This is a genomic window from Lacinutrix sp. YIN62, from assembly GCF_057219185.1.
Map to the genome: position 1 here is coordinate 85585 of NZ_JBXVVH010000012.1, position 24704 is coordinate 110288.

Annotated in this window: 24 protein-coding genes; 14 read left to right on the plus strand and 10 right to left on the minus strand. The window is 33.4% G+C overall.

Annotated features, from left to right (window positions below; all coding sequences use genetic code 11):
* Window positions 1–101: 101 nt before the first annotated feature.
* Both AC2D8I_RS09730 and AC2D8I_RS09735 read right to left on the minus strand, forming a co-directional pair.
* Entirely contained in the window at window positions 102–1961 is a 1860-nt protein-coding gene (locus AC2D8I_RS09730) for a M1 family metallopeptidase (RefSeq protein WP_484705810.1), read from the minus strand.
* Between the two features lie 27 nt (window positions 1962–1988).
* On the minus strand, window positions 1989–3728 hold the full coding sequence (locus tag AC2D8I_RS09735) for a M14 family metallopeptidase (RefSeq protein WP_484705811.1): 1740 nt from the start codon (window positions 3726–3728) through the stop codon (window positions 1989–1991).
* Between the two features lie 100 nt (window positions 3729–3828).
* On the opposite strand from AC2D8I_RS09735, the gene AC2D8I_RS09740 reads away from it, so the two are divergent.
* Entirely contained in the window at window positions 3829–5505 is a 1677-nt protein-coding gene (locus AC2D8I_RS09740; protein ID WP_484705812.1) for a SulP family inorganic anion transporter, read from the plus strand.
* An 84-nt stretch (window positions 5506–5589) separates the two neighbouring features.
* On the opposite strand, the gene coaD is transcribed toward AC2D8I_RS09740, so the two are convergent.
* Window positions 5590–6045, minus strand: coding sequence for a pantetheine-phosphate adenylyltransferase (gene coaD, locus AC2D8I_RS09745; RefSeq protein WP_484705813.1), 456 nt, complete (start codon window positions 6043–6045; stop codon window positions 5590–5592).
* A gap of 77 nt (window positions 6046–6122) precedes the next feature.
* A complete protein-coding gene (locus AC2D8I_RS09750) occupies window positions 6123–7124 on the minus strand; it encodes a D-alanine--D-alanine ligase (RefSeq protein WP_484705814.1) in 1002 nt (333 codons plus the stop codon).
* Between the two features lie 138 nt (window positions 7125–7262).
* Between AC2D8I_RS09750 and AC2D8I_RS09755 the strand changes: the two genes are divergently transcribed.
* The gene (locus AC2D8I_RS09755) at window positions 7263–7826 is read left to right on the plus strand and encodes a PASTA domain-containing protein (RefSeq protein WP_484705815.1); all 564 of its coding nucleotides are present in this window, start codon (window positions 7263–7265) and stop codon (window positions 7824–7826) included.
* A 23-nt stretch (window positions 7827–7849) separates the two neighbouring features.
* Entirely contained in the window at window positions 7850–8890 is a 1041-nt protein-coding gene (locus AC2D8I_RS09760; RefSeq protein WP_484705816.1) for an RluA family pseudouridine synthase, read from the plus strand.
* Between the two features lie 104 nt (window positions 8891–8994).
* Here the strand turns inward: AC2D8I_RS09760 and AC2D8I_RS09765 are convergent, their stop codons facing one another.
* The gene (locus AC2D8I_RS09765) at window positions 8995–9258 is read right to left on the minus strand and encodes a hypothetical protein (RefSeq protein WP_484705817.1); all 264 of its coding nucleotides are present in this window, start codon (window positions 9256–9258) and stop codon (window positions 8995–8997) included.
* Between the two features lie 220 nt (window positions 9259–9478).
* On the opposite strand from AC2D8I_RS09765, the gene AC2D8I_RS09770 reads away from it, so the two are divergent.
* Window positions 9479–10135 (plus strand): VOC family protein, encoded by a 657-nt coding sequence (locus tag AC2D8I_RS09770; protein ID WP_484705818.1) that lies wholly within the window; start codon window positions 9479–9481, stop codon window positions 10133–10135.
* Between the two features lie 60 nt (window positions 10136–10195).
* Here AC2D8I_RS09770 and rho read toward each other — a convergent pair whose 3' ends face one another.
* A complete protein-coding gene (rho, locus tag AC2D8I_RS09775; RefSeq protein WP_484705819.1) occupies window positions 10196–11986 on the minus strand; it encodes a transcription termination factor Rho in 1791 nt (596 codons plus the stop codon).
* Window positions 11987–12176: 190 nt separating this feature from the next.
* On the opposite strand from rho, the gene AC2D8I_RS09780 reads away from it, so the two are divergent.
* Window positions 12177–12587 carry a DUF4293 domain-containing protein gene (locus tag AC2D8I_RS09780; RefSeq protein WP_484705820.1) on the plus strand — a complete coding sequence of 137 codons (411 nt, stop codon included), beginning with the start codon at window positions 12177–12179 and terminating at the stop codon, window positions 12585–12587.
* Window positions 12588–12646: 59 nt separating this feature from the next.
* Here the strand turns inward: AC2D8I_RS09780 and AC2D8I_RS09785 are convergent, their stop codons facing one another.
* A complete protein-coding gene (locus AC2D8I_RS09785; protein ID WP_484705821.1) occupies window positions 12647–13153 on the minus strand; it encodes a metallophosphoesterase family protein in 507 nt (168 codons plus the stop codon).
* Between the two features lie 105 nt (window positions 13154–13258).
* Between AC2D8I_RS09785 and truA the strand changes: the two genes are divergently transcribed.
* On the plus strand, window positions 13259–14002 hold the full coding sequence (truA, locus tag AC2D8I_RS09790; RefSeq protein WP_484705822.1) for a tRNA pseudouridine(38-40) synthase TruA: 744 nt from the start codon (window positions 13259–13261) through the stop codon (window positions 14000–14002).
* A gap of 33 nt (window positions 14003–14035) precedes the next feature.
* Window positions 14036–15802: an ABC transporter ATP-binding protein gene (locus AC2D8I_RS09795; RefSeq protein ID WP_484705823.1), complete on the plus strand. Its 1767-nt coding sequence runs from the start codon at window positions 14036–14038 to the stop codon at window positions 15800–15802.
* Between the two features lie 65 nt (window positions 15803–15867).
* Here the strand turns inward: AC2D8I_RS09795 and AC2D8I_RS09800 are convergent, their stop codons facing one another.
* From AC2D8I_RS09800 to folP, 3 genes are read right to left on the minus strand one after another with little or no spacing between them, the layout of a single operon-like run.
* Window positions 15868–16656, minus strand: coding sequence for a diadenylate cyclase (locus AC2D8I_RS09800; protein WP_484705824.1), 789 nt, complete (start codon window positions 16654–16656; stop codon window positions 15868–15870).
* A 28-nt stretch (window positions 16657–16684) separates the two neighbouring features.
* Window positions 16685–17353: a hypothetical protein gene (locus AC2D8I_RS09805; RefSeq protein ID WP_484705825.1), complete on the minus strand. Its 669-nt coding sequence runs from the start codon at window positions 17351–17353 to the stop codon at window positions 16685–16687.
* Window positions 17350–18174, minus strand: coding sequence for a dihydropteroate synthase (folP, locus tag AC2D8I_RS09810; protein WP_484705826.1), 825 nt, complete (start codon window positions 18172–18174; stop codon window positions 17350–17352). The genes AC2D8I_RS09805 and folP overlap by 4 nt, the downstream gene beginning before the upstream one ends.
* A 106-nt stretch (window positions 18175–18280) precedes the next feature.
* On the opposite strand from folP, the gene AC2D8I_RS09815 reads away from it, so the two are divergent.
* The 7 genes from AC2D8I_RS09815 (at window position 18281) to AC2D8I_RS09845 (ending at window position 24573) form a co-directional block, all read left to right on the plus strand.
* Window positions 18281–18823, plus strand: coding sequence for a DUF1599 domain-containing protein (locus AC2D8I_RS09815; RefSeq protein ID WP_484705827.1), 543 nt, complete (start codon window positions 18281–18283; stop codon window positions 18821–18823).
* A 61-nt stretch (window positions 18824–18884) separates the two neighbouring features.
* On the plus strand, window positions 18885–20186 hold the full coding sequence (locus AC2D8I_RS09820; protein ID WP_484705828.1) for a BT_3928 family protein: 1302 nt from the start codon (window positions 18885–18887) through the stop codon (window positions 20184–20186).
* A gap of 4 nt (window positions 20187–20190) precedes the next feature.
* Window positions 20191–21267 carry an ABC transporter permease gene (locus AC2D8I_RS09825; RefSeq protein WP_484705841.1) on the plus strand — a complete coding sequence of 359 codons (1077 nt, stop codon included), beginning with the start codon at window positions 20191–20193 and terminating at the stop codon, window positions 21265–21267.
* Window positions 21268–21313: 46 nt separating this feature from the next.
* Window positions 21314–21805 (plus strand): TlpA family protein disulfide reductase, encoded by a 492-nt coding sequence (locus AC2D8I_RS09830; RefSeq protein ID WP_484705829.1) that lies wholly within the window; start codon window positions 21314–21316, stop codon window positions 21803–21805.
* Between the two features lie 41 nt (window positions 21806–21846).
* Entirely contained in the window at window positions 21847–22596 is a 750-nt protein-coding gene (gene tpiA / locus AC2D8I_RS09835) for a triose-phosphate isomerase (protein WP_484705830.1), read from the plus strand.
* Window positions 22597–22649: 53 nt separating this feature from the next.
* Entirely contained in the window at window positions 22650–23489 is an 840-nt protein-coding gene (gene prmA / locus AC2D8I_RS09840) for a 50S ribosomal protein L11 methyltransferase (protein ID WP_484705831.1), read from the plus strand.
* A 232-nt stretch (window positions 23490–23721) separates the two neighbouring features.
* The gene (locus tag AC2D8I_RS09845) at window positions 23722–24573 is read left to right on the plus strand and encodes a M57 family metalloprotease (protein WP_484705832.1); all 852 of its coding nucleotides are present in this window, start codon (window positions 23722–23724) and stop codon (window positions 24571–24573) included.
* Window positions 24574–24704: the final 131 nt, after the last annotated feature.

A 24704-nucleotide genomic window follows, 5' to 3' on the forward strand; every position in this document is an offset into this window, starting at 1 on the left:
TTGTATTTAAAGTTAAGGGCAACTTATAAATACAGGCATATAATAAACGTGTTGTTGTAAAAAGGGACTAACGATTAGTCTTAATAATATTGAAATTTGATTTATTCAGCTTTATAACCTAGCATTTTGTCTATGGTATTTGCTGTTACTGAATGGTAGTTTGCACGCGCTTTTTTATATATTTTTAATGCTTCTTCAACTTTATTGCTGTTTTTGTAAGCTTTAAAAAGAGTTGAGACATACCAACGTCTACCTACATCGGTTAAGAATGTATTAATATTAGCATCTATAGCATTACCTCTGTAGTTATGAATTATAGCCTGCTCAAACCATACCATAGCAATGTATGAGTTTTTAGAATGGGTTAAATCAAAGGCTTTATCTATTAATGCTAACTGTTCCGTAGAGATGTTTTTTGGAAAGTTGTGAATAAAATGAACCCATTCCTGTGTTGTCCAGTCTTTGGTTAGTGTTGGATCAATTTTATTTTTACTTAAAAAGAGTGCGAGTATTTTTTCTACGGTTTTAAATGAATCTGAAACAATTATAGCTTGATTTTTAGGAACGCCTGGTTTGTAAATCCACTCATCGGTATTGAATGTGATATTGTTTTTTTCTAAAAGATTCGTGTTAAGGTCGTTTATAAAGTCTTCTGTAGTCATTGTTGAAAAAGCATGTGCTTTAAAATAATGCTTTAAAAATTGATCAAATTGATCTCTCCCTACAGTTTCTTCTAGTGTTCTTAAAAATAAATACCCTTTATCATAAGCAATACTATTCATCCCGTCATCTGGATTGCGGTTTTCTAAATCTAGTTTTAGTTTTGTGTCTTCTGGAGAATCTTTAAAACCTTCTAATTCTTCTGCGAGATCCTGTCTCCCAATTAAGGCTAGCATATTTGCTCTTTTTTTGCCATATAAAGCTTCCATTATACGTAATTCAAAATAAACTGTAAAGCCTTCGTTTAGCCAGAAATCATTCCAAGTGGCATTGGTTACAAGGTTTCCTGACCACGAGTGGGCTAATTCATGGGCTATTAGAGAGGTTAAGCTTTTGTCTCCAGCAATAACGGTTGGTGTAGCGAATGTTAAACGCGGGTTTTCCATGCCGCCAAAAGGAAAACTTGGCGGTAATACAATAACATCAAATTGCTCCCAGTCATATTTTCCATAAAGGTTTTCAGCAGCCGTAATCATTTTTTCCATATCAGAAAACTCATTATAAGCTTTGTTTAATATTGTATGCTCTGCATAAATCCCAGAACGATCACTAATCGCTTTGTATTCAATATTTCCTACAGCTAATGCTATTAAATATGGTGAAATGGCTTGCTGCATTTTAAAATGATAAATACCATCTGCTGTTTTTGTTTTTGGATTTTGAGCACTCATCACCGCCATTAATGTAGGCGGAACCCTAACCGTAGCGTTATAGGTGATTCTAATTTGCGGACTGTCTTGTATAGGAATCCAAGTTCGTGTTAAAATGGCTTGTCCTTGCGTAAATAAAAACGGGTCTGTTTTGTCTGCGGTTTGTTGCGAACTAAGCCATTGTAGGGCTTCCGTTTTATGAGTTGTGTTATAGTTTATGGTAATGGTTTTCGTATTTTCGGTAATTGGGATTTTTAAAGCTTGACCTAATTGTTCGTTAAAATCCCCGAGAGTAAAAGAGGTTTCTTTACCATCAGCTAGGACTTTGTGTATGTCTAGAAATTTACTGTCTAAAACAATTTCGGAAGCGCCATTATTTGTAATGTTGAAAGTTGCTGTTCCCTCAATTTGCTTCGTATTAAAGTTAACGTCAATATTTAAGTCTAAATGCGTTATTACTGCCTCATTAGGTTTTGCATAGGAATGCGGCTCTGTTACGTAATTGTTTGATGTTAATTTTTCTTTTTGTGATTTAGAACAACTTGTTAAACAAATTAAAACTAAAAAACTGAAGATGCTTATCTTTTTCATAGGGAGACTTTTGTAGATGCTAAAATATTATTTAATTCTATACACAGGGTATTGTAAATGTGCTTTTTCATAATTTTTACTTTGTTTGTGTAACCAATCTAATTGTGCATACCAATTTTTAGCAAAAGCATCGTTCGCATTTTTTTTAGCCTCGAAAGCTGTTTTTAAGGCTTTGTTTGACTGTAGTAACTCTTTAGCGTTATCTTCCCATACGTAAGGAGAAAACCCTTCTTTTTGCTGTAAAATAGTATCGAAAAAATTCCAATTAAAAAAAGAATCTGGAGCTTGTGGCTCTAAGGTTTCTATTAAATAGCGTAGACCTTTTTGATTGGTAGGGATAATGAAATCTCCAGCATTGAAACGCATGGTTTTTGTCTTTCTTTTTATCGTTGTATTATAGTGAAGATAATGCCCTTCGTATGGCGTTTTTCTACTGTTAAAAGTGTCTATTTTATAGCTTTCTACCGTTATCGTTGAGTCTCTTTTGAGCGGTGTCATTTCAATAGTATTTAATTGTAGTAACTCAATAATATTATGCCAGCCTTGAGGAATTATATAAGCGCTAGGTATGGTGATAGAATCGGTAGGTTTAAAGTAGTTTCGATACAATATGTTTTTTGTAAACGGCTTGGCTGTATCGTATTTTAGGCGATTAGTGTTGGTGATTTCACTAGGAATCATTTGACCTTGAAACCCTTTAAATTTTAAGGTACTTGCTTTACTTGTGTCTACTTTCCAATTTAAAGGATACGTATTGCCTTTTTTGAAACGCGTTCTATTTTTTGTACTTAACTTTTTAATGGTTTCACCATCTTCTTCAATGATTTCAATCATGCTCTTCAACAACTCATAAGTACCTTCAACTCTTTGTTTATAGGGTTTTAGCATATGTGTTTCAACCATCATGCCTAAGGTATTGAATAGTGTTGTATATCCTGTGGAGTAGCGGGGAGAGTCCATAAATTGGGCGAATCCTTTTTCTGGAACGGTATTGAAAACATTTACATAAGGTGTGATATCCCAGTTTTTTGCAGCTAGTTTTTGTTCTAAATGCGGCATCATTTGGCGGTGTAAATAGGAACCTAAATCCCCTCCTAATTTATTGTGTTGGGTGAACAAATGTGTTAATGTGTATTGGTAATTAGCACCATTACTTACATGATTGTCTATAAATAAATCTGGTTTTACTAAATGAAAAATTTGAGCGAAGGTTCTCGCATTTTTAGTGTCCGATTTTATAAAGTCTCTATTGAGGTCGTAGTTACGAGCATTACCTCTAAAACCGTAAGCTTTGGGGCCATTTTGATTGGTTCGCGAACTCGTGTTTCTATTTAAGCTTCCGCCTATATTGTATATTGGAATAGTTACTAAAACGGTCTGCTTTGGCATTTCTATTTTGCCTTGAGCGATATCTCTATACAATAACATTGTTGCATCTATACCGTCGCTCTCTCCTGGGTGAATCCCATTATTTATTAGTATGATACGTTTGTTTTTTCTTAGTTCAGGAAAATTAAAAACCTTATCACTATTTAGGGTTACAATATGTAATGGTTTTCCGGAGTCTGAAGCGCCTATACTTTTTATTGAAATTTGAGGATAAACCTTGGCTAAGTTTTTATAAAAGGTTATAGTTTGTTCATAGGTTGCTGTTTCTGTTCCGTTGGAAGCCTCAAAAATAGTAGTAAAATCATAAGTTGTGTTTTCTTTTTCTGAAAGACATGCCGTAGCCGTAAGTACAAGAAATAACAGGAGGATTTTTTTCATTGTTAAATGAGTTTAGCTAATACGTGTAGCACAAATATAATAATAAGCATTTGTCTATCTCTTAATTAACCGTACTTTTGCAGCTTCAAAAAACAAACCCATGACAGAGTTTATTAGAAAGCGTACCGCAAACGCTAAAAACGATATTTTAAGCGGAATTACAGTGGCTCTTGCACTTGTGCCAGAAGCAGTGGCTTTTGCCTTTGTGGCAGGAGTAGATCCTTTAGTGGGATTGTATGCCGCCTTTATGATTGGTTTAATTACCTCTGTTTTTGGAGGTCGTCCAGGAATGATAAGTGGGGCTACAGGTGCTTTGGCAGTGGTTATGGTTGCATTGGTGGCTAAAGGGAATGCTATGGGGGTCGATGGTGAGAATTTAGGATTGTATTATTTATTTGCTACCGTAATTTTAATGGGGTTTATTCAAATGTTGGCAGGTGTTTTTAAACTGGGGAAATTTGTGAGACTCATACCACACCCTGTAATGATGGGCTTTGTAAATGGTTTAGCTATTGTTATTTTTACCTCACAGCTAGCAATGTTCCCTAGATTAGTTTCAGAAAATACTCCTTTTTGGGGAAATATGATAAATTGGTTTAATGAACTTTTGATTGGTTTACTTACAAATGGAGCGTTTTGGTTAATGTTTGGATTGGTTGCTTTAACAATGGGGATTATGTTTGGGTTACCAAAACTAACCAAAAAATTACCAGAAGCCTTGATTGCTATTTTAGTGGTTTCGGCTATTGTAATATTTGGAGATTTGGAAGTTGCTACTGTTAAGTCTTTTATTGTAGAGGGCAGTGATGGAAGAGTGCAGGGCTTAAAAGGAGGCTTGCCAAGTTTTCAATGGGATATATTTAATAAAGTCCCTTTTAGTTGGGAAACATTAGCGTTTATTGGGCCTTATGCGTTAATTCTTGCGGCTATTGGTTTGATAGAGTCTTTAATGACTCTAAACTTAGTAGATGAGCTTACGGAAACAAGAGGGGATTCGAATAGAGAATGTTTGGCTCAAGGGGGCGCAAATATTATAACAGGACTCTTTGGAGGTATGGGAGGCTGTGCTATGATTGGGCAATCTTTAATAAATATAAAAGGCGGTGGACGTGGTAGACTTTCTGGAATAGTCGCCGCTTTAGCTTTATTGATATTTATTTTGTTTGCTTCGGGCTTAATAGAGCAAGTGCCAATTGCCGCACTAGTTGGTGTTATGTTTATGGTTGTAATAGGGACGTTTGCATGGAGTAGTTTTCGTATTTTAAATAAAATTCCTTTTAGTGATGTTATTGTCTTGGTTGCAGTGTCTTCGTTAACTGTGATTTTTGATTTAGCAATTGCTGTAATTTCTGGCGTGATTATTAGCGCATTGGTGTTTTCTTGGGAGAATGCTAAACGTATTAGAGCGCGTAAACGAATAAAAGAAGATGGGACTAAAGTATACGAAATATGGGGGCCTTTATTTTTTGGAAGTATTATCGCTTTTAATGAAAAATTTGATGTTAAAGGAGATCCTGAAAATGTAGAAATTGATTTTGTAGAGTCTAGAATAAGTGACCACTCTGCGTTAGAAGCTATTTTTAATTTGGTAAACAAATATGAAGCTGAAGGGAAAACAATAACATTAAAGCATTTAAGTGAAGACTGTAAGGCTTTACTATATAAATCGAGCCCAAAATTTAGAGAAGTTATTGTTGAAGCTATCGATGACCCTCGTTATCATTTGGCTGCAAATCCAGAAAAATTTACAAAAGCACTTTCTGAGTATAAATTATAATATTTTATAAAGAGAAACGCTTCCTAGTTGGATTTTTTAACTAGGAAGCGTTTGTAATGGTGTATATGTTTAACTATTTTGTGTTTATTTTATTTTGACACTTTTGGGGACCAATTTAGTGTAATCGCCGTTATTTCTAATCACATCGCGTACAATAGAAGATGAAATATAGGATGTTTTAGCGGCAGTTAATAAGAAAACGGTTTCTATGGGTGCGAGATCTCTATTGGTATGCGCTATGGCTTTTTCAAATTCGAAATCGGCAGGGTTTCTTAAGCCTCTTAGGATAAATTCAACGTCATTTTTTTGGCAAAAATCTACGGTTAAGCCTCTGTAACTAACGACCTTAATTTTGGGTTCGTCTTTAAAGGTGTCTTTAATAAATTGCATACGTTCTTCTAGTGAAAACATATATTTTTTTGAAGCATTTACACCTATGGCAACAATAATCTCATCGAATAAAGTGACACCGCGTTTAATAATGTCGTAATGACCTAGAGTAATAGGGTCAAATGACCCTGGAAATATGGCTCGTCTCATACAATAATATTTATTTCAAACCTAAAATAATGCATTTATAAATGCTTTTAGATCTGCTGTGTTTCTTTTTTAATTTTCTAAATGTCTAATTTATTTAATGCGTTGTTTGAAAGCGCTTCTTCAATGGCGCTACTAAATAAATCACTCATAGAAATTCCTGCAACTGTAGCTTGTTGTGGTAATATACTCTCTTTGGTTAACCCTGGAACCGTATTTATTTCTAATAAGTGTGGTTCGCCATCTTTAAAAATAAATTCACTACGCGAGTAGCCTTTCATTTTTAAAATAATATATATTTTCTCAGCTAAAAGACTTACTTTGTCTTCTTCGTTCTTAGTTAGCCTTGCTGGTGTTATTTCTTGAGACTTGCCAAGGTATTTGGCTTCGTAATCAAAAAAATCATTATCACTTACAATTTCTGTAATTGGCAGTACTTTTGTTTTACCGTTGTAAGTTATAACGCCAACTGAGACTTCTGTGCCGTCTAGAAAGGATTCTATAATAATTTCGTCATCTTCTTTAAAGGCTATTGCAATGGCCTTTTTAAGGGCTTCTTTTTTATGTACTTTAGAAATGCCAAAACTACTGCCTGCTTTATTAGCTTTAACAAAACACGGTAGCCCTACTTTGTTTATAATCTCCTCTTCATTAATAGGATCGTCTAAATTTAAATAATAGCTTTTTGCTGTTAGAATACCATAAGGCTTTAAAGTACTTAAACAGTCCCGTTTGTTAAATGTTAAGGCAGACTGGTACATTCCACAGCTGGTTTGTGGCATATTAATAAGCTTAAAATACGCTTGCATAACGCCGTCTTCTCCAGGTGCGCCATGAATGGCATTGAATACGCAGGCAAAAGTGATTTTGGTTTTGTTTATAGTAACAGAAAAATCATTTTTATCTATAGGGAATTCATTAGCACTCGCATCTACATAAACCCACTTGTTTTGAAAAATATGGATGCGATAGGCTTTGTATTTGGAGGGATCTAGTGTTTCGTAAACAACATTTCCGCTGTTTAGCGAAATTTGATATTCACTAGAATACCCACCCATAATAATGGCAATATTTTTTATCATTTTACTTTAGATTGAATGGCTCTCAATAAATAACGCTAATAAACGTTTGGTAAAAATATCATTTATTTATTCCAAAAGGAAAACCTTTTTGTTTTTATATATTTGCCAGACCATTTATTATTAACTTTAATTTGTTGAATGAGTATTATTAAGTTTATTACCAGTAAAGTCTTTTTTAAGCAATTAGCCTTGGCCGTAGTTGCCATTGCTGTATTATGTTTTATTATATTAAAATGGCTAAACACGTCAACTAATCATGGCGATTTTGAAACGGTTCCAGATTTAAAAGGGAAATCTATAGCGGTGGCTAAAATAGAGCTTCAGGATAATAAATTGGTGATGGAAATTCAAGATTCGGCAAATTACAATCCTAATTATCCTAAATTTTCGGTAATCGAGCAAGATCCTATAGCAGGAGAGCAAGTTAAGGAAAATCGTAAGATTTATTTAACTTTAAACCCTTCAGGATATCGTAAGGTTGTTGTGCCAAATTTAGTAGGGCGTACTTTTAGACAAGTAAAACCAACATTAGAATCGTTAGGTTTTGTTATTGGTAAAAAAACATACGTAGATTATTTAGGGAAAGAAGAAGTAGTTAAAATGCTGTATAAAAATAAAAGCATTAAAAAAGGCGATATGCTTCCTAAAACGGCAAAAATAGATGTTGTATTAGGGAATGGGAAACGCCCAGGGGGACATTAACGATAGGGATACTTTTAGAACAAATGGATGATTACACGTCGCAAATGGCAGAACAAAACGAAGATGGACTTTATGAGCATTATGCTTTTAGTGTAGATAAAGGGCAAGCACCCTTACGCATTGATAAGTATTTAATGAATTTTATTGAAAATGCAACTCGAAATAAAGTACAGGCAGCAGCAAAGGCAGGGAATATATATGTAAATAATGTAGTTGTAAAATCTAATTATAAAGTAAAACCCCTAGATCAAATTAAAGTGCTTTTTGAGCACCCACCATTTGAAAACCTGCTGGTAGGCGAAGCGATGCCTTTAGATATTGTTTATGAAGATGATGTGCTTTTGGTTGTAAATAAACCGGCAGGGATTGTCGTGCATCCAGGACATGGTAATTATTCTGGAACGTTAATAAATGGTTTAATTTATCATTTCGATAATTTACCCAAAAACTCAAGTGATAGACCTGGGTTAGTTCATAGAATAGATAAGGATACCAGTGGCTTGTTGGTTGTTGCCAAAACGGAACATGCTATGGCGCACTTATCTAAACAATTTAAAGATAAAACGAGTGAACGTGAGTATGTTGCTATCGTTTGGGGGAATATGGATAGCGAAAGCGGTACTATTGAAGGGAATATAGGAAGGCATCCTAAAAACAGATTGCAAAATACGGTTTATTTTGGAGAGGATGCCGATAAGGGAAAGCCAGCTGTGACGCATTATAATGTTTTAGAGCGCTTAACTTATGTAACATTGGTTTCTTGTAAATTAGAAACAGGACGGACTCATCAAATACGTGTGCATATGAAACATGTAGGACATACGCTTTTTAATGACGAACGTTATGGTGGCGAACGCATTTTAAAAGGTACAACTTTTACAAAATACAAGCAATTTGTAGAGAATTGTTTTAAGGCATTACCACGTCAAGCACTACACGCTAAAACATTAGGTTTTGAACACCCAACAACGGGGACGTTTATGCGTTTTGATACGCCTATTCCTGAAGACATGCAACAGTGTATAGAGAAATGGAGAGGTTACTCTAAACATATTGAGGAATAAATTTTAGGGTTATCAATTTTAAAAATACCACCCAAATAAAAACTGAAAAAATAGACTTATAAAGAAGCTTTAATTTCGTTATAAATTATATGATTTTCAAAAACTCAGGACAGACTATAATCCTGAGTTTTTGAAACATTATAAATACCAAATTCTTTTATTGTTTTTATAGTCGCTTTTTTAGGGAGGTTATTTTCTAATAATTTATATTTAAATTCAGTAGGGCTACTTTGCCAATCAATATCTTTAATTAAATAAGTGGTTTTTTGATTTGCATTATCAATGTAATAGCCTTTTTTAAAAGAAATTTGAGAATAAGACTTAAGACTTAAAATAATAATTAAAAGTGTGAGTAGGGATGTTTTCATTTTAATTTAAAATTATTGAATAGATTGTTTGTTAGTTTTGTGTGTGTAAAAAGGTTTTTATAAAAAAAGCTAAATTCGATAAAAAATTATGCTTTAGCTACGATTGATGGAAGTTTTGATTAAACCCTAATAAACGACTTGCATAGTTTATGTGCTAGTGATTTGTGATTAGGATTAAAATGATTCTATTTTAGTATTTAATGTTAGCTAAAGAAAGCTTATGCATATAAAAGAAATAACCTTATTTACCAATAATATTGAGCAACAAAGGTTGTTTTATAAAACAGTATTGGGATTTGAAATTATTACAGAGACTTTAAATAGGATTGCTTTTAAAGCAGGAAAGAGCGTTTTAGTGTTTCAGTATAAAGAAGATGCGGTAAAGCCTTCGCATATGGCTTTCAATATTCCTTGCAATGCTATTTATGATGCCTTAAAATGGTTGAAAAGTAAAACAATGCCAATCGCTCATAGCGGTAAATATGTTACCGATTTTTTAAGATGGGAAGCTAAGTCTATTTATTTCTATGATGCAGATGATAATATAATGGAGTTTATAGCAAGAGCGGCAGTAGGTGTGGAAAGCGATGTTGCATTTAGTCCGCAGTCTATTTTATCTATAAGTGAAATTGCGATAGCAACAGATAATATAGAAACTATTTATAACAGTATAAATAAATTGGCATCGATTCCAGTATTTGATGGGGATTTTGAGCGTTTTTGCGCATTGGGAAATGATGAGGGCTTGTTTATTATAATTAATAAAGCTAAGAAAAAATGGTATCCTACAAACACCGTAGCTTATACTGCGGATTTTATTATTAGAGGGGATTATAACTTTTCTTTTTTAAATGGGGAAATAGAAAAGAATGTATAAATATAAAAAGCCTTTTTTAATATTAATCAAAAAGGCTTTTTATATTGTTAATAGTAGCTCTTAACCGTTCATGGAGATTAAGAATTCTTCGTTGTTTTTCGTTTGTTTAAAACGTTGGTTTATAAATTCCATAGCTTCTACAGGATTCATATCTGCAAGATATTTTCGCATAACCCACATACGTTGCACCGTTACAGCATCTAATAAAATGTCATCGCGACGGGTACTAGAAGAAGTAAGATCTATAGCAGGGAATATTCTACGGTTAGATATTTTTCTATCCAATTGAAGTTCCATATTACCGGTTCCTTTAAACTCTTCAAAAATAACTTCATCCATTTTAGAACCAGTTTCTGTAAGTGCAGTGGCAATAATGGTTAATGAACCTCCGTTTTCTATATTACGAGCAGCACCAAAGAAACGTTTGGGTTTGTGTAAAGCATTGGCATCTACACCACCACTTAATATTTTACCAGAGGCAGGTTGTACAGAGTTGTATGCTCTTGCCAAACGGGTAATAGAGTCTAATAGAATAACAACATCATGGCCGCATTCTACTAAGCGCTTTGCTTTTTCAAGTACAATATTTGCAATCTTTACGTGTTCATGGGCTTCTTTATCAAAAGTAGAAGCGATCACTTCACCACGAACATTACGTTGCATGTCTGTAACTTCCTCAGGGCGTTCATCAATTAACAGAATCATTTGGTAGACTTCAGGATGGTTTGCAGCAATAGCATTGGCAACATCCTTTAGTAGCATTGTTTTACCTGTTTTAGGTTGAGAAACAATCATACCACGTTGTCCTTTTCCTATAGGGGCAAATAAATCCATTATACGGGTAGAAATTGTACTTTGCCTTTCTGCAATGTTGAATTTCTCTTCTGGGAATAATGGTGTTAAATGCTCAAAAGAGACTCTGTCTCTTACCACATCTGGATTCTGGCCGTTAATTTTTGTGACTTTAATTAAAGGGAAATATTTTTCACCTTCTTTTGGAGGTCTAACGTTCCCTAATACCGTATCCCCAACTTTTAAGCCAAACAAACGTATTTGAGATTGCGATACATAAATATCATCGGGAGAGGATAAATAGTTGTAATCAGACGAGCGTAAAAAGCCATAGCCATCTTGCATAACATCTAATACCCCTTCACTTTCTATAATTGCATCAAACTCAAAGTCTGGTTCTCGGTAACGGTTTCTATTGTCCTTATTCCCGTTGTTGCCTTTATTTTGGTTTTTATTTTTATTAGGGTTGTTGTTTTTAGAACGGTTTTGCGAGTTGTCCTCTTTTTTATTTTGGTGGTTGTGAACCGGTTTTTTATGTTGAGGTTTTGGTTGTTGCTCTCTAGGTTCTGCTTTTTCCTTTGTTTTAGTCTCGTTTTTAGGATCCTGTTTTGTTTCTCCTTTAGGTTCTGGCTTCGGAGTTACTTTTTGAGGCGCTTTTTGTGACGCGATTTTATTTTCTTCAAGCTTAGGTTTGTTTTCCGTTTTTTGATTCGTTCTCGGACGCTTTGGTTTCGGCTTGTTTTCTATGTTTTTTTCAGCAGTTACCTCCGTTTTAAGATCTAAAGCTTCTTGAGTTGGCTTTTTTTCAGTAACGGTTTTGTTTTGGGCTGCAACTGGAGTAGGTTTTTGAACACGTGTTCTTTTAGGGGCTTGAGGCTTTTTAGGCTGGTCCTCTTTTTTTACATCTGCAACTGCCTTTGGATTAGCAGCTTGATGGTCTAGTATTTGGTATACTAGATCTAATTTTTTTAATGAACGAAACTTAGGTATGCTAAGTTTTTTTGCTATATCCTGCAATTCAGGAAGCTTCATTTCTTTTAGTTGTGAGATTTCAAACATTTAGTGTTGAATTGAATATATTGAGTTGAAATTTTTCCGAAGAAAATATAATGAAATTTTTGAAGAATTAACCGTCTGCAAATGTGTGCTTTGCAGATTGTTATTGCAATAATACGACTTTATTTTATTTTTTTGAGTTAAAATTATAAAAGAAACTATATTTTTGTACTTCGAAATTTTAAAATTATAGATGTTACAACGTATACAAACAATATATCTTTTATTAGCAGCTGGAGTCTCTGGTGGGGTGATTTATATGTTCCATATCTGGATTACCAATGAGAATGTAAAAGTATTTGCTGCAGACGAACCTCTTGTTTTTGGGATGTTTCTAGGTTCTGCATTTTTAGCATTGGTTTCGATTTTTATGTTTAAAAAAAGGAAATCTCAATTTATGTTGGGAAGACTTAATATCATATTAAACTTTATTTTACTAGGATTACTTGTGTATCGATCTCTAAACTTACCTGGAGAAGCTTCGGCTTCAGAGAATGGTATTGGGATGTTTCTTCCTATTGTGTCTATCGTATTATTGGCATTAGCCAATAAGGCCATCAAAAAGGACGAAGATCTTGTAAAATCTGTAGATAGATTACGATAAACCTATCATCTTAGTAGTATTAGTGCGTTAAAAACCCAAAGTGAAAGCTTTGGGTTTTTTTATTGAGGAGTAGCTTCTCTGGAGAACTCTATAACTTCAAGATTTTCTATTTTTTTTCCGTTTATAGTAAAGCGAAGCATGGTTCTTACTTTATGAAACCCGTGTATGCCAATAGCACCAGGGTTCATATGAAGCAGGTTTAATTTTTTGTCTGGCATAACCTTTAAAATATGTGAATGCCCAGATATAAAAAGATTAGGAGGGTTACTTTCTATAGCTTGACGTACTCGTAGATTATATTTATTAGGGTAGCCGCCAATATGCGTTATCCATACTGCTACACCTTCACACATAAAACGATTGTGCTCGGGAAACTCTATTCGGGCTTTGCTGTCGTCAATGTTTCCGTAAACGCCCCGTAAGGGTTTTAATGCTTTTATAGCATCAGTGACTTTTAAATCACCGATGTCTCCTGCATGCCATACTTCATCTGCTTGTTTTACATATTTAAGCACAGCATTGTCTATATAACTGTGAGTGTCTGAAAGCAAAAGGATTTTTTTCATGAGTATATTTCGAAGAAAGGGAATCTTTTTATTATGTTAATAGCGTATCTTGTAGGATTAAAAACAATTATATTTGTGTTTCTTTAAACAAAAATAGTACTTTACTTGAGATATTTTATAGAACTTTCATATAATGGTAGTGCCTATCATGGTTGGCAAAATCAACCCAATGCTATTTCTGTACAAGAGGTTTTAGAAAAAGGATTGAGAACAATGCTTAAAACACCTGTTACAACTATGGGGGCGGGGAGAACAGATGCAGGCGTGCATGCGACTCAGCTATATGCTCATTTTGATACCGATGTGGTTTTTAACGCAGATGAGATTAAATATAAATTAAATTCTTTTTTACCTAAAGATATTGCTATTCAATCCCTTTTTAAAGTGAAGGCAGAAGCACACGCTCGTTTTGATGCATTGAGTCGGTCTTATTTATATAGAATCGCTTTGAAAAAAAATGTTTTTACCCATAAGGAAGCTTTCTATTTAAAGCCGAAATTAGATGTTGAAAAACTAAAAGCGGCAACAGCTATTTTATTTGATTATAAGGATTTTCAATGCTTTTCTAAATCCAATACAGATGTTAAAACCTATAATTGTAATATTATGAAGGCCGAGTGGCACTTAATAGGTGACGAACTCCAGTTTACAATACAGGCCGATCGTTTTTTGCGTAATATGGTAAGAGCTATTGTTGGCACCTTAATAAATATTGGGATTGGTAAAAACGAAGTCGATGCCTTGCACACTATTATTAAGTCTAAAAATAGGAGTGAAGCAGGGTTTTCTGTACCTGCATACGGATTGTATTTAACAGCGGTAACATACCCAAAAGAAATAAGATTATAAATTAAAGCGATTGTAATATCGTAGACTACAAATATGACTAAAAAGAAAGAAAGTATATTTGATTTTGAGCTATTTAAGCGGTTGTTTAAATTTACAGAGCCTTACAAAAAAGTGTTGTTTGGAGTGCTTTTTGCTGTTATAATAATCGCATTATTAAGTGTTTCTGTGCCATATATTTTAAAATATGCGATAGATAACAATATAAAACTAAAAAAAGAAGATGGGTTTTTATTCTACATCCTTTTAATGATAGGGATGTTGTTGCTAGAAACTATTTTTCAGTTTCTTTTTATATTTTATGCCGCTTGGCTGGGACAGAGTGTTGTAAAAGATATTCGGGTGAAGCTATTTAATCATATGCTTAAGTTTAAAATGAAGTATTATAATAATTCTTCTGTTGGAACTTTAATAACCAGAGCGGTGAGCGACATGGAGCGTATTGCAGATATTTTTGGACAAGGGCTGTTTATGATCTCTAGGGACATTATGGTTATGGTGGTTATTTGTGTGATGATGCTTGTTATTAATTGGAAATTAAGCTTAATTGTTTTTGTAACAATGCCTATTGTGGTATATGCTACTAAGATCTTTCAGAAGTATATGAAAAAGGCTTTTGAAGATGTGAGGACAGAAGTTTCTAATTTGAATTCCTTTGTTCAAGAGCGTGTTACAGGAATGAAAATATTACAATTGTTTACCCGAGAACAGACCGAATATAAAAAATTTAAAGCGATTAATGAAAGACATAAAAAAGGATGGTTGAAAACCATTTGGTACAATTCTATTTTTTTTCCAATAGCAGATTTTTTATCCGCCATAACATCGGGGTTAATTGTTTGGTTTGGAGGATTAATGGTTGTTATTCATGATACAGCTACAGTAGGAGAGCTGTTTATGTTTATAATGATGATTCCAAAACTCTTTAGACCATTGCGTCAAATTGCCGATAAGTTTAGTTCCCTTCAAATGGGGATGGTTGCAGCTAGTCGTGTATTTAAAGTTATTGATACAACTTCCCAAATAAATGATGATGGTACAGAAGTAATTTCAACGATTAACGGCGCTATTGTTTTTAAGGATGTTCATTTTAGTTATGTAGAAGACGAGGAAGTCTTAAAAGGGGTTTCTTTTAATGTAAAAGCAGGAGAGACGGTTGCTATTGTAGGAGCTACTGGTGCGGGTAAATCTACAATTATTAATTTGCTAAATCGGTTTTATGAAATAAACGGCGGGTGCATTTCTATAGATGGAATGGATATAAAAAAGGTTTCACTTCCAGCTTTACGTAATCAAATTGCTGTGGTTTTGCAAGATGTATTCTTATTCGCCGATACGATTCTTAATAATATAACATTAAACAATCCAAAGATAACAGAAGCAGAAGTGCGACAAGCCGCTAAAGATATAGGCATAGATGAGTTTATAATGCGTTTACCTAAAGGCTATCATTACAATGTGAAGGAACGCGGTGTTATGTTGTCTTCTGGGCAACGCCAACTCATCTCTTTTTTAAGGGCTTATGTGACTAACCCAGGGATTTTAATCTTAGATGAAGCGACTTCCTCGGTAGATTCGTATTCGGAGCAGTTAATACAAAACGCTACCGATAAAATTACCAAAGGACGCACCTCTATAGTTATTGCTCATAGGTTAGCAACCATACAAAAAGCAGATAAAATTATAGTGATGGATGCTGGACAGATAGTAGAGCAAGGCACACATAATGAATTGCTTAAAAATGAAAATGGTTATTACAAAAACTTATACGAGGTTCAGTTTCTAAAAGTTGATGTAGCTTAAGGTAAGCTAGGGTAATTCAACAACTATAAAAGATTGTGAAAAGAATATGCGGTTAAACTTTTGGTTTAATCCAAGTCTTTTTTAATACGTTCAATAAGTTCTGAGGTGTTTTTAAAAGGCATAAACTCGCCGTCTTTAAAGCATGATAATTGTCCTGTCTCTTCACTAACAACAATGGCTATTGCATCTGTTCTTTCAGTAATACCAACTGCAGCTCTATGTCGTAATCCAAAACGTTGTGGTATTGTTTTTTCGTTATTTACAGGGAGAATAACACGGGTGGCTTTTACAATATCATTTTCAATAATAATTGCGCCATCGTGTAAAGGACTATTTTTAAAAAAAATACTTTCTATAATAGGCTGTGTGACCTTTATATTCATTTCGTCTCCTGTATCTACCAGGAAATCAAGGCTGTTACTACGCTCTAAGACTATTAATGCACCCGTTTTAGAAGCCCCCATTTTAATGCAAGCCGCAATAATGGTGTCTATGTCTATAGCAGATAAGCCTTCAGTTTTTAAGAATTTTAAATGGTTTAAAAATTTACGTCTGCTTCCTATATTCGTAGAGCCAATCATTAAAAGGAACTTTCGTAGCTCTTGTTGAAATACAACAATTAAAGCAAACATCCCAACACTAATAAAACCACCAAGAATATTACTTAAAAGCTGCATTTGTAATGCTTCCGTGATTTTCCAAATTACATAAATAATAACAATTCCTATAAAAATATTTATAGCTACAGTTCCTCTAACCAATTTATAAACGTAATAGAGTAATAAGGCAACTAATACGACATCGGCAATGTCTATCCAGCTAAAATTTAAAATGTTGTCGAATAGTTCTTTCAAAAGAAAAGTGTTTCAGTAAAATTAAAAATTAATTAAAGATAAGTTCATTTTTACTAAATACTAAATTATCTATATTTAATTTCGATAATTTAGATTTTATGGTAATGTATTCTTGAAAAGTCAAATTTTCATTAAAGCTTAGATTGAGTGTTTTCTTTTTTTTAGATGACGCATTTTGAATTTTAAGAAAAGCGCTCAAGTTGGCTGTTCCCATATTTAAAATGGTGTTGTTAGGCTGTGTGATTTGAATCGTTTTAGTGTTAAAGAAGTGTAATTGGTAAACCTCTAGACTTGGAGTGGGGGCTATTGTTCTTTCTCTAGTGTAAATAATATCTGTAAAGTCTATAAACCCTAGGTTTTTAATCGTTGTATCATTACAAGTGAAGTAGTTTTTTGCTTTTTTGTTTTTATGCATTTTAGCATTGCGTTTTTTCTCCTGAAGTTTTATAATACTAGGGATCGCTTGTTTTAGGGTAAGGCGTTTATCTACATTGATGAGCCAATTCGTAGAAATAATTAAATTTTTTCTATTTAATTCTATACTATCTTCTTTAGTTTCGTCGTAAAAAAGATATGCTGGAGAAACATCGAGAACTTTTGTTATGTTTGCTTGTGCTATAGCAGGAAGGTGTACTGATTTATTATGACTACATGCACTTAATAGAATCGTAAAAAGGATAATTATAAAAGGTCTCATGCGTTAAGTCTATTATATAAAGTGATACACTCCATGGCTTCCTTTACATCGTGAACACGTAAGATGTTCGCTTTTTTTTGTAAAGCAACCATGTTTAGGGCTGTGGTGCCATTTAATGCGTCGTTGGGTGTTGAATGCAATGATTTATAAATCATTGATTTTCTTGAAATACCAACCAATAGTGGCGTGTCTGTAATATTAAAACCTTCCAAGAGGCTTAATAATTCGAAATTCTGCTCTAGTGTTTTTGAAAAACCAAATCCGGGATCTATAACAATATCTTTAATACCAAGTTGTTTTGCTTGTGTCATTCGCTGGGAAAAATAAAAGAGCACTTCTTTTAAAATATTCTTATAATCTGTTTGGGTTTGCATTGTTTGTGGTGTGCCTCTCATGTGCATCATGATATAAGGGACGTTTAAATGCGCTACGGTTTCCAGCATTTTGACATCCAATTGCCCTGCGGAGATATCATTAATCATAGCAGCACCAGCATTAATACAGGCTTTTGCAATCGTGCTTCTAAAAGTATCTATCGAGATAATAATGTTAGGAAAGCTATGAATTAAACGGTTTACAATAGGCAGTATGCGTTGTAACTCTTCGGCTTCAGAAATAACTTTAGCATTAGGTTTAGAGCTATAGGCGCCTACGTCTATAAAGGTAGCACCTTCGTTTAGCATTTTTTCAACTTGTTTTATAATGGAGGTTTCCTCTTTATAGCGGCCGCCATCATAAAAGGAATCTGGGGTAAGATTAAGAATGCCCATAATTTTGGGACTACTTAAGTCAACGATATTTCCGTTACAATTTAGTGTCATTTGTAGTATTAAAGGAGTTGTTTGTTTAAGCTTTTAAAACTTTAAACCATAAACTTTGAACTTTTCAAAAAATTAAGCGAAATTTACGCAAAATTCATTCAATTTTATGCAAGATACATCAAAACAATATGATGCTGTTATAAATAGTTGTCGTAGTTTATTTATTAATAAAATGAAAGATTATGGAAGTGCTTGGCGTATTTTACGACTGCCTTCATTAACCGATCAAATTTTTATAAAAGCGCAACGTATTCGAAGTTTACAGCAGAATGATGTTAGGAAAGTAGATGAAGGCGAACAAAGTGAATTTGTAGGCATTATTAATTACTGTATTATGGCGTTAATTCAATTAGAAAAAGGCGTTGTAGAGCAGCCCGATTTATCAACCGAGGAAGCAATTGTATTATATAATGAAAAGATAGGCATTACAAAGCAATTAATGCAAGATAAAAACCATGACTATGGTGAAGCTTGGAGAGATATGCGTGTAAGTTCTTTAACTGATTTGATTTTACAAAAATTGTTGCGAGTGAAACAAATTGAAGATAATTCAGGAAAAACAATTGTTAGTGAAGGTATAGATGCTAATTATCAAGATATGATTAATTATGCCATTTTTGCTTTAATTCATTTAAATAAAGAAGACTAAGAAACCCATTTGGAGCTGTGTGTCTCCGAGAGCGTTTTTAAATCAATTAAAATAAGATTTTATGAAAATATTAGTAGGATTTAGCCGCATATTTGTAGGCGTATTATTTATTATTTCAGGGTTAATAAAATTGAATGACCCCATAGGTTTTGCTTTTAAACTTGAAGAGTATTTTGGTCCTACAGTTTTAGACCTGCCATTTTTTACGCCTTATGCATTGGGGATTTCTATATTCGTAGTGATCTTTGAAGTGCTATTAGGAGTCTTTCTGCTTATAGGATATAAACATAAATTTACCGTTTGGAGCTTGTTGTTAATGATTGTGTTTTTTACATTTTTAACATTCTATTCCGCTTATTTTGATAAAGTAAAAGATTGTGGTTGTTTTGGCGATGCCTTAAAATTAACGCCATGGGAGAGTTTTACTAAAGACATTATTCTGTTGTTTTTTATTTTGATATTGTTTTTTGGAATGAAACATATTAAACCCCTCTTAGGGAAATTTATAACAACAGTCATTTCCTTGTTAAGTTTTATTGCTTGCCTATGGTTTGCATACCACGTTTTAATGCATTTACCATCTAAAGACTTTAGACCTTATAAAGTAGGCGATAATATTATTGATAATATGACAGTGCCAGAAGATGCTCCTAAAGCTGTACAAGAATTTACTTGGACATTTAATGTTAATGGAGAAATGCAAGATTTTGTTACCGATGGGAGCTATCCAACAGTAAATGGAGAATATGTTGGCGTAGCGGTAGATATTGTAGAAGAAGGCTATGAAGCTCCAATTCATGATTTTTCTATAGAGAAAGATGGTGAAGATTTTACAGAAACGTTATTATTAGAAGATAATTTAATCGTTATCGTTGCTTATAATTTAAATAAAGCAGAAGCCAAAGGCTTGAAAGTTATAGCAGAAGTTGCCGATAGAGCTTATAAAAATGGCTATGAAGTTATTGGGCTAACGGCAACAGGACCAGAAGAAGTCGCAGAGTATAGAGCGGCTTATAAATTGAATTTTGATTTTTATTTTTGTGATGAGACTGCTTTAAAAACAATCGTACGCTCTAATCCAGGAGTTTTAAAGTTACAAAAAGGAACGATTATTCAAAAATTACATTTTAATGATGTTGAGGCATTAGAATTACCAGAAGTAGAACGTAAGAAAAAAACAGAACCAATAGTTACTGAAAAGGTATTTTATTATATTGATGATGTACTGGCAACCCAGGAGGCTGTAGATGCTTTAAAAGCGGAAGATATTGAAGCTACTAACGTGATAAAAGACACGATGGCATTACGTGAAATTAAGATGACTGAGGTAGATTCTATAATAAAAATTACATTAAAGAAATAAAACACTGATAGCCTATTTTATAAATAAAGGATTATACGCTCTGCTCACATTATTTGGAGTGGTAACGGTTATATTTTTGTTATTTAGCGTGCTGCCAGGAGATCCTGCCGAAATGATGCTAGGTCAAAATGTTGATACAAAACAATTAGAAATTATTAATAAAAAGTATGGTTTTGATAAATCTGTTGGAATTCAATATTTGTATTACTTGAACGATTTATCTCCTATTTCATTCCATTCGGAAATCACAGAGGATTATACTTATTTAAGTGGTAAAAAGTACGCCGCAGTTCGTTTATTTACAATAGGCAATACAACAACAGTTTTTAAGCTTCCCTACTTAAGAGAATCTTTTACCAAACAAGGAAAGAAGGTCAGTGAAGTATTAATGGAAACGTTGCCCAATACCTTTGTTTTAGCAGTTTCAGCAATCCTAATAGCAATTGTTTTAGGGCTCTCCCTAGGTATTGTTTCAGCATTAAAAAAAGACACTTTTTTCGATAAGAGTATACAAGTACTAAGTACGGCTGGGATGAGTATTCCCTCTTTCTTCAGTGCGATATTATTCGCATGGTTATTTGGTTTTATTTTACATAGGTATACCCATTTGGAAATGACAGGTAGCCTTTACGAATTAGATGATTTTGGAGAAACCATGCGTATACAATGGAAAAATTTAATTTTACCAGCAATAGTTTTAGGTATTCGGCCACTGGCTGTAATCATTCAATTAATGCGAAATTCTTTATTAGAAGTGCTTAATCAAGATTATATAAGAACAGCGCGAGCAAAGGGCTTAAGCGAGTTTCAGATTATAAGAAAACACGCGATTAAAAATGCAATGAATCCTGTAATAACAGCAATTTCAGGCTGGTTTGCTTCTATGCTTGCAGGTGCTGTTTTTGTAGAATACATTTTTGGATGGAATGGCCTTGGAAAAGAGATCGTAAATGCTTTGAATACTTTAGACTTACCCGTTATTATGGGATCTGTATTAATTATTGCTTTACTCTTTATAATAATCAATATTTTTGTAGACCTTATTTACGTTTGGTTAGATCCTAAAGTGAAATTGCAATAAATTTTTGATAAACAAAGCGATATTAATAATAAAAACAACATTATAAATGAAAAAAATAAGCCTCATTTTAGTCTTTCTATTAAATTTTTTTAACGGTTTAGCGCAAGAGACCACAACTCAATTTACACCAGCAGCATTGCAAGATGTTTTTGTTAATTTAGAAGGAGAACAAGTTGCTTTTAAAACGATTATAAAGCAGTACGAAGGGAAAATAATTTTTATAGATGTATGGGCTTCTTGGTGCCGCGATTGTATTAAAGGACTGGCAACGGTTAAAAAACTTCAAGCAGAATATCCAGAGGTCGTATTTCTTTTTTTATCTCTGGATAAGAAAGATAAATCATGGAAAAAAGGAATTAAAAAGCGGAACATAATAGGCGAGCACTTTTATATGCAATCTGGATGGAAAGGTGCTTTTGGAATGTTTTTAAATTTAGATTGGATTCCACGATATTTAGTGGTTGATAAAACAGGATCAATAGCTGTTTTTAAGGCGGAAAAGGCTGATGATGAAAAAATAAAAGAGCACTTAAACTAAAATAAGAACCTTTCTGTTTTTAGAAAGATTACAATAATATTATGAGAAAAAATATAGTCGCAGGAAATTGGAAAATGAATATGGATTTGGCGCAAACAGAAGCGTTAATTTCAGCACTGAAAAATGAAAAACAATCCTCGGATGCAGAAGTAATGATCGCACCAGTATTTACTAATTTACACGCAGGGATCAATGCTTTAAACAATACGAATATTGAAGTTATTGCACAAAATATGCATTTTGCAGAACATGGAGCTTATACTGGTGAAATAAGTGCATCAATGTTAAAAAGTATAGGTGTAAAAACGATTATTCTAGGTCATAGTGAGCGACGTGCTTATTTTAATGAAACCGATGCGTTATTAGCAAAAAAAGTAGATGCCGCTTTGGCTAATGACATGCGTGTTATTTTTTGTTTCGGAGAAGAATTAGCAGACAGAAAATCTGAGAAGCAAGAAACAGTAGTGAGTCGTCAAATTGCCAATGCATTATTTCATTTAGAGGCTTCAGCCTTTAAAAATATCGTTTTAGCATATGAGCCTGTTTGGGCAATAGGAACAGGAGAAACAGCTAGTCCAGAACAAGCTCAAGAGATGCACCAATTTATAAGGCACACATTATCTGAAAGATATAATAAAGGGGTTTCTAATGCCATTTCAATATTGTATGGAGGTAGTGTAAAACCAGGAAATGCTAAAGAGATTTTTTCTAAACCAGATGTAGATGGTGGCTTAATAGGAGGCGCAGCTTTAAAGGCATCCGATTTTTTTGAAATTGTAAATGCTTTTTAAAAAATAGAGTACAATAGATCTAAATGCTAAAGTAAAAAAGAAAATTTAAAAAGATGTCAAATACAATATACATAGGATATTATTTCAAAGTAAAACCTATAGAGCCAGCCGTAGAAATATTAATCGCAGAATTAGGATATGCTGGTTTTGAAAGTTTTGTAGAAACAGAAGAAGGGGTTACAGCGTATATTCAAAAGGATGAATGGGAGGTAAGTCTTCTGGAAGATGTACAAATTTTGAAATCAGATGAATTTGAAATCAGCTATACTTTTGAAGAGATCGAACAAGTGAACTGGAATGCGGAATGGGAAAAGAATTTTAATCCTATTATAGTAGATCATTTATGTTCTGTTCGTGCGCCTTTTCATGACAAGCCAGAAACTGAATACGACATTGTTATAGAGCCTAAAATGAGTTTTGGAACAGGGCATCATGAGACGACCCATATGATGATTCAGCACCTTCTTAAAAATAATATGGAAGGACAATCTGTTCTTGATATGGGCTGTGGTACAGGAGTACTGGCTATTTTAGCGGCAATGAAAGGCGCCAAATCTATAGAGGCTATAGATATAGACAATTGGTGCTATATTAATAGTCTAGAAAATGTAGAGCGAAATAATGTCCCTCATATTACAGTATTAGAAGGAGATGCTCGTTTATTGAAAGAGAAAAAATATGATATCATTATAGCGAATATTAATCGCAATATTTTATTAAAGGATATAAACGTTTACGCCAGTAGCTTAAATAAAGGAGGGCGTTTGTTTTTAAGCGGATTCTATGATAATGATATTCCGTTAATTTTGGAGGAAGCAAATAAATATAAACTGTCACTCACAACAAAGTTAGAGCGAAACAATTGGGCGTCGTTACACTTAACATTTATGTAAGATTAAAATCACAAAATAAATATTTTTCCCTTATTATATCTGGATATTACGGTTTTTACCGTAACTACTTGATTTTTAATACATTATATTTGTGTAAATAAATTTATTTTAATTTTTTATAGGCGAAGCCGGGTATATACAGACACAATTCTTTGCATTAACTGTTTTGACTCTCTATTAATTTAATAGAGCATCTACAGGCAATCTTTTTAACTTAAAAAACCCTCGAACGATGAAAAATATTAAAATAGTATTGCTCATTATTTCTTTTTCTTTAGGCTTCTTATCTTGTGAAAAAGAAGAATTGAATGACGTACAATCTCAAGAAAATACCAATAAGGTAGAAGTCACTCAAAATGAAGTTCCCAAAGCAATAATAAATAAATTAGCAGAGTTTTATATGAATACCGAAGGAATTAAAAAAGTAGATTTTTTACTTCCAGATAGATCTACTCAAGAAATGTATTTGATCGAAGATGATATTGTGATGTCTGAAGACCAAATAATGGGGTTGAAAGTAGATATAGATGATAAAAATTATAGTACTAATGCACTAGTAAATCAAGGGACTGTAATAGATATTATTGGATACACTGGAGGCGGAGGTTTAGGCCTCTCTGTAAATGAGCAATCAGCCTTACAAATGGCAGTAAGTAATTATAATGCATTAAACATTTCTATTTCTTTTAATTTAACATTTGGAACAAATTACGAGCCATTAGATATGGTAGTATACCGTAATCCAAACCAATCTGGATCAGGTGGCGTTGCTGGATTTCCTAGTAACGGATTACCGTATAAATTTATACAAATATTTGGTTTGCAGGGGTTTAATATTAATGTGATAGAACATGTGATTACACATGAAATTGGCCATTGTGTAGGATTTAGGCATACCGATTGGTTCTCTAGACAAAGTTGCGGACAAAATGTAAGCGAAGGTGTTGGAACTATAGGAGCAAACCCAATTCCTGGAACTCCAAATGGATATGACCCAACCTCTATTATGCTGGCTTGTTTTAACGCTGGAGTAAATGGAGAATTTAATGTTAATGATGTTATCGCATTGGAATACTTGTATTAATACTAGCTACGTCAATTTAAATTAATAATATGGGAAGGGTGCTATTTTGGGATATGCACTCTTTCTTTTTTCTGAATGTTTCCATAGGAATTAAATAATTATCATAAAGTTTAGGCTTGCTTAATAATTTA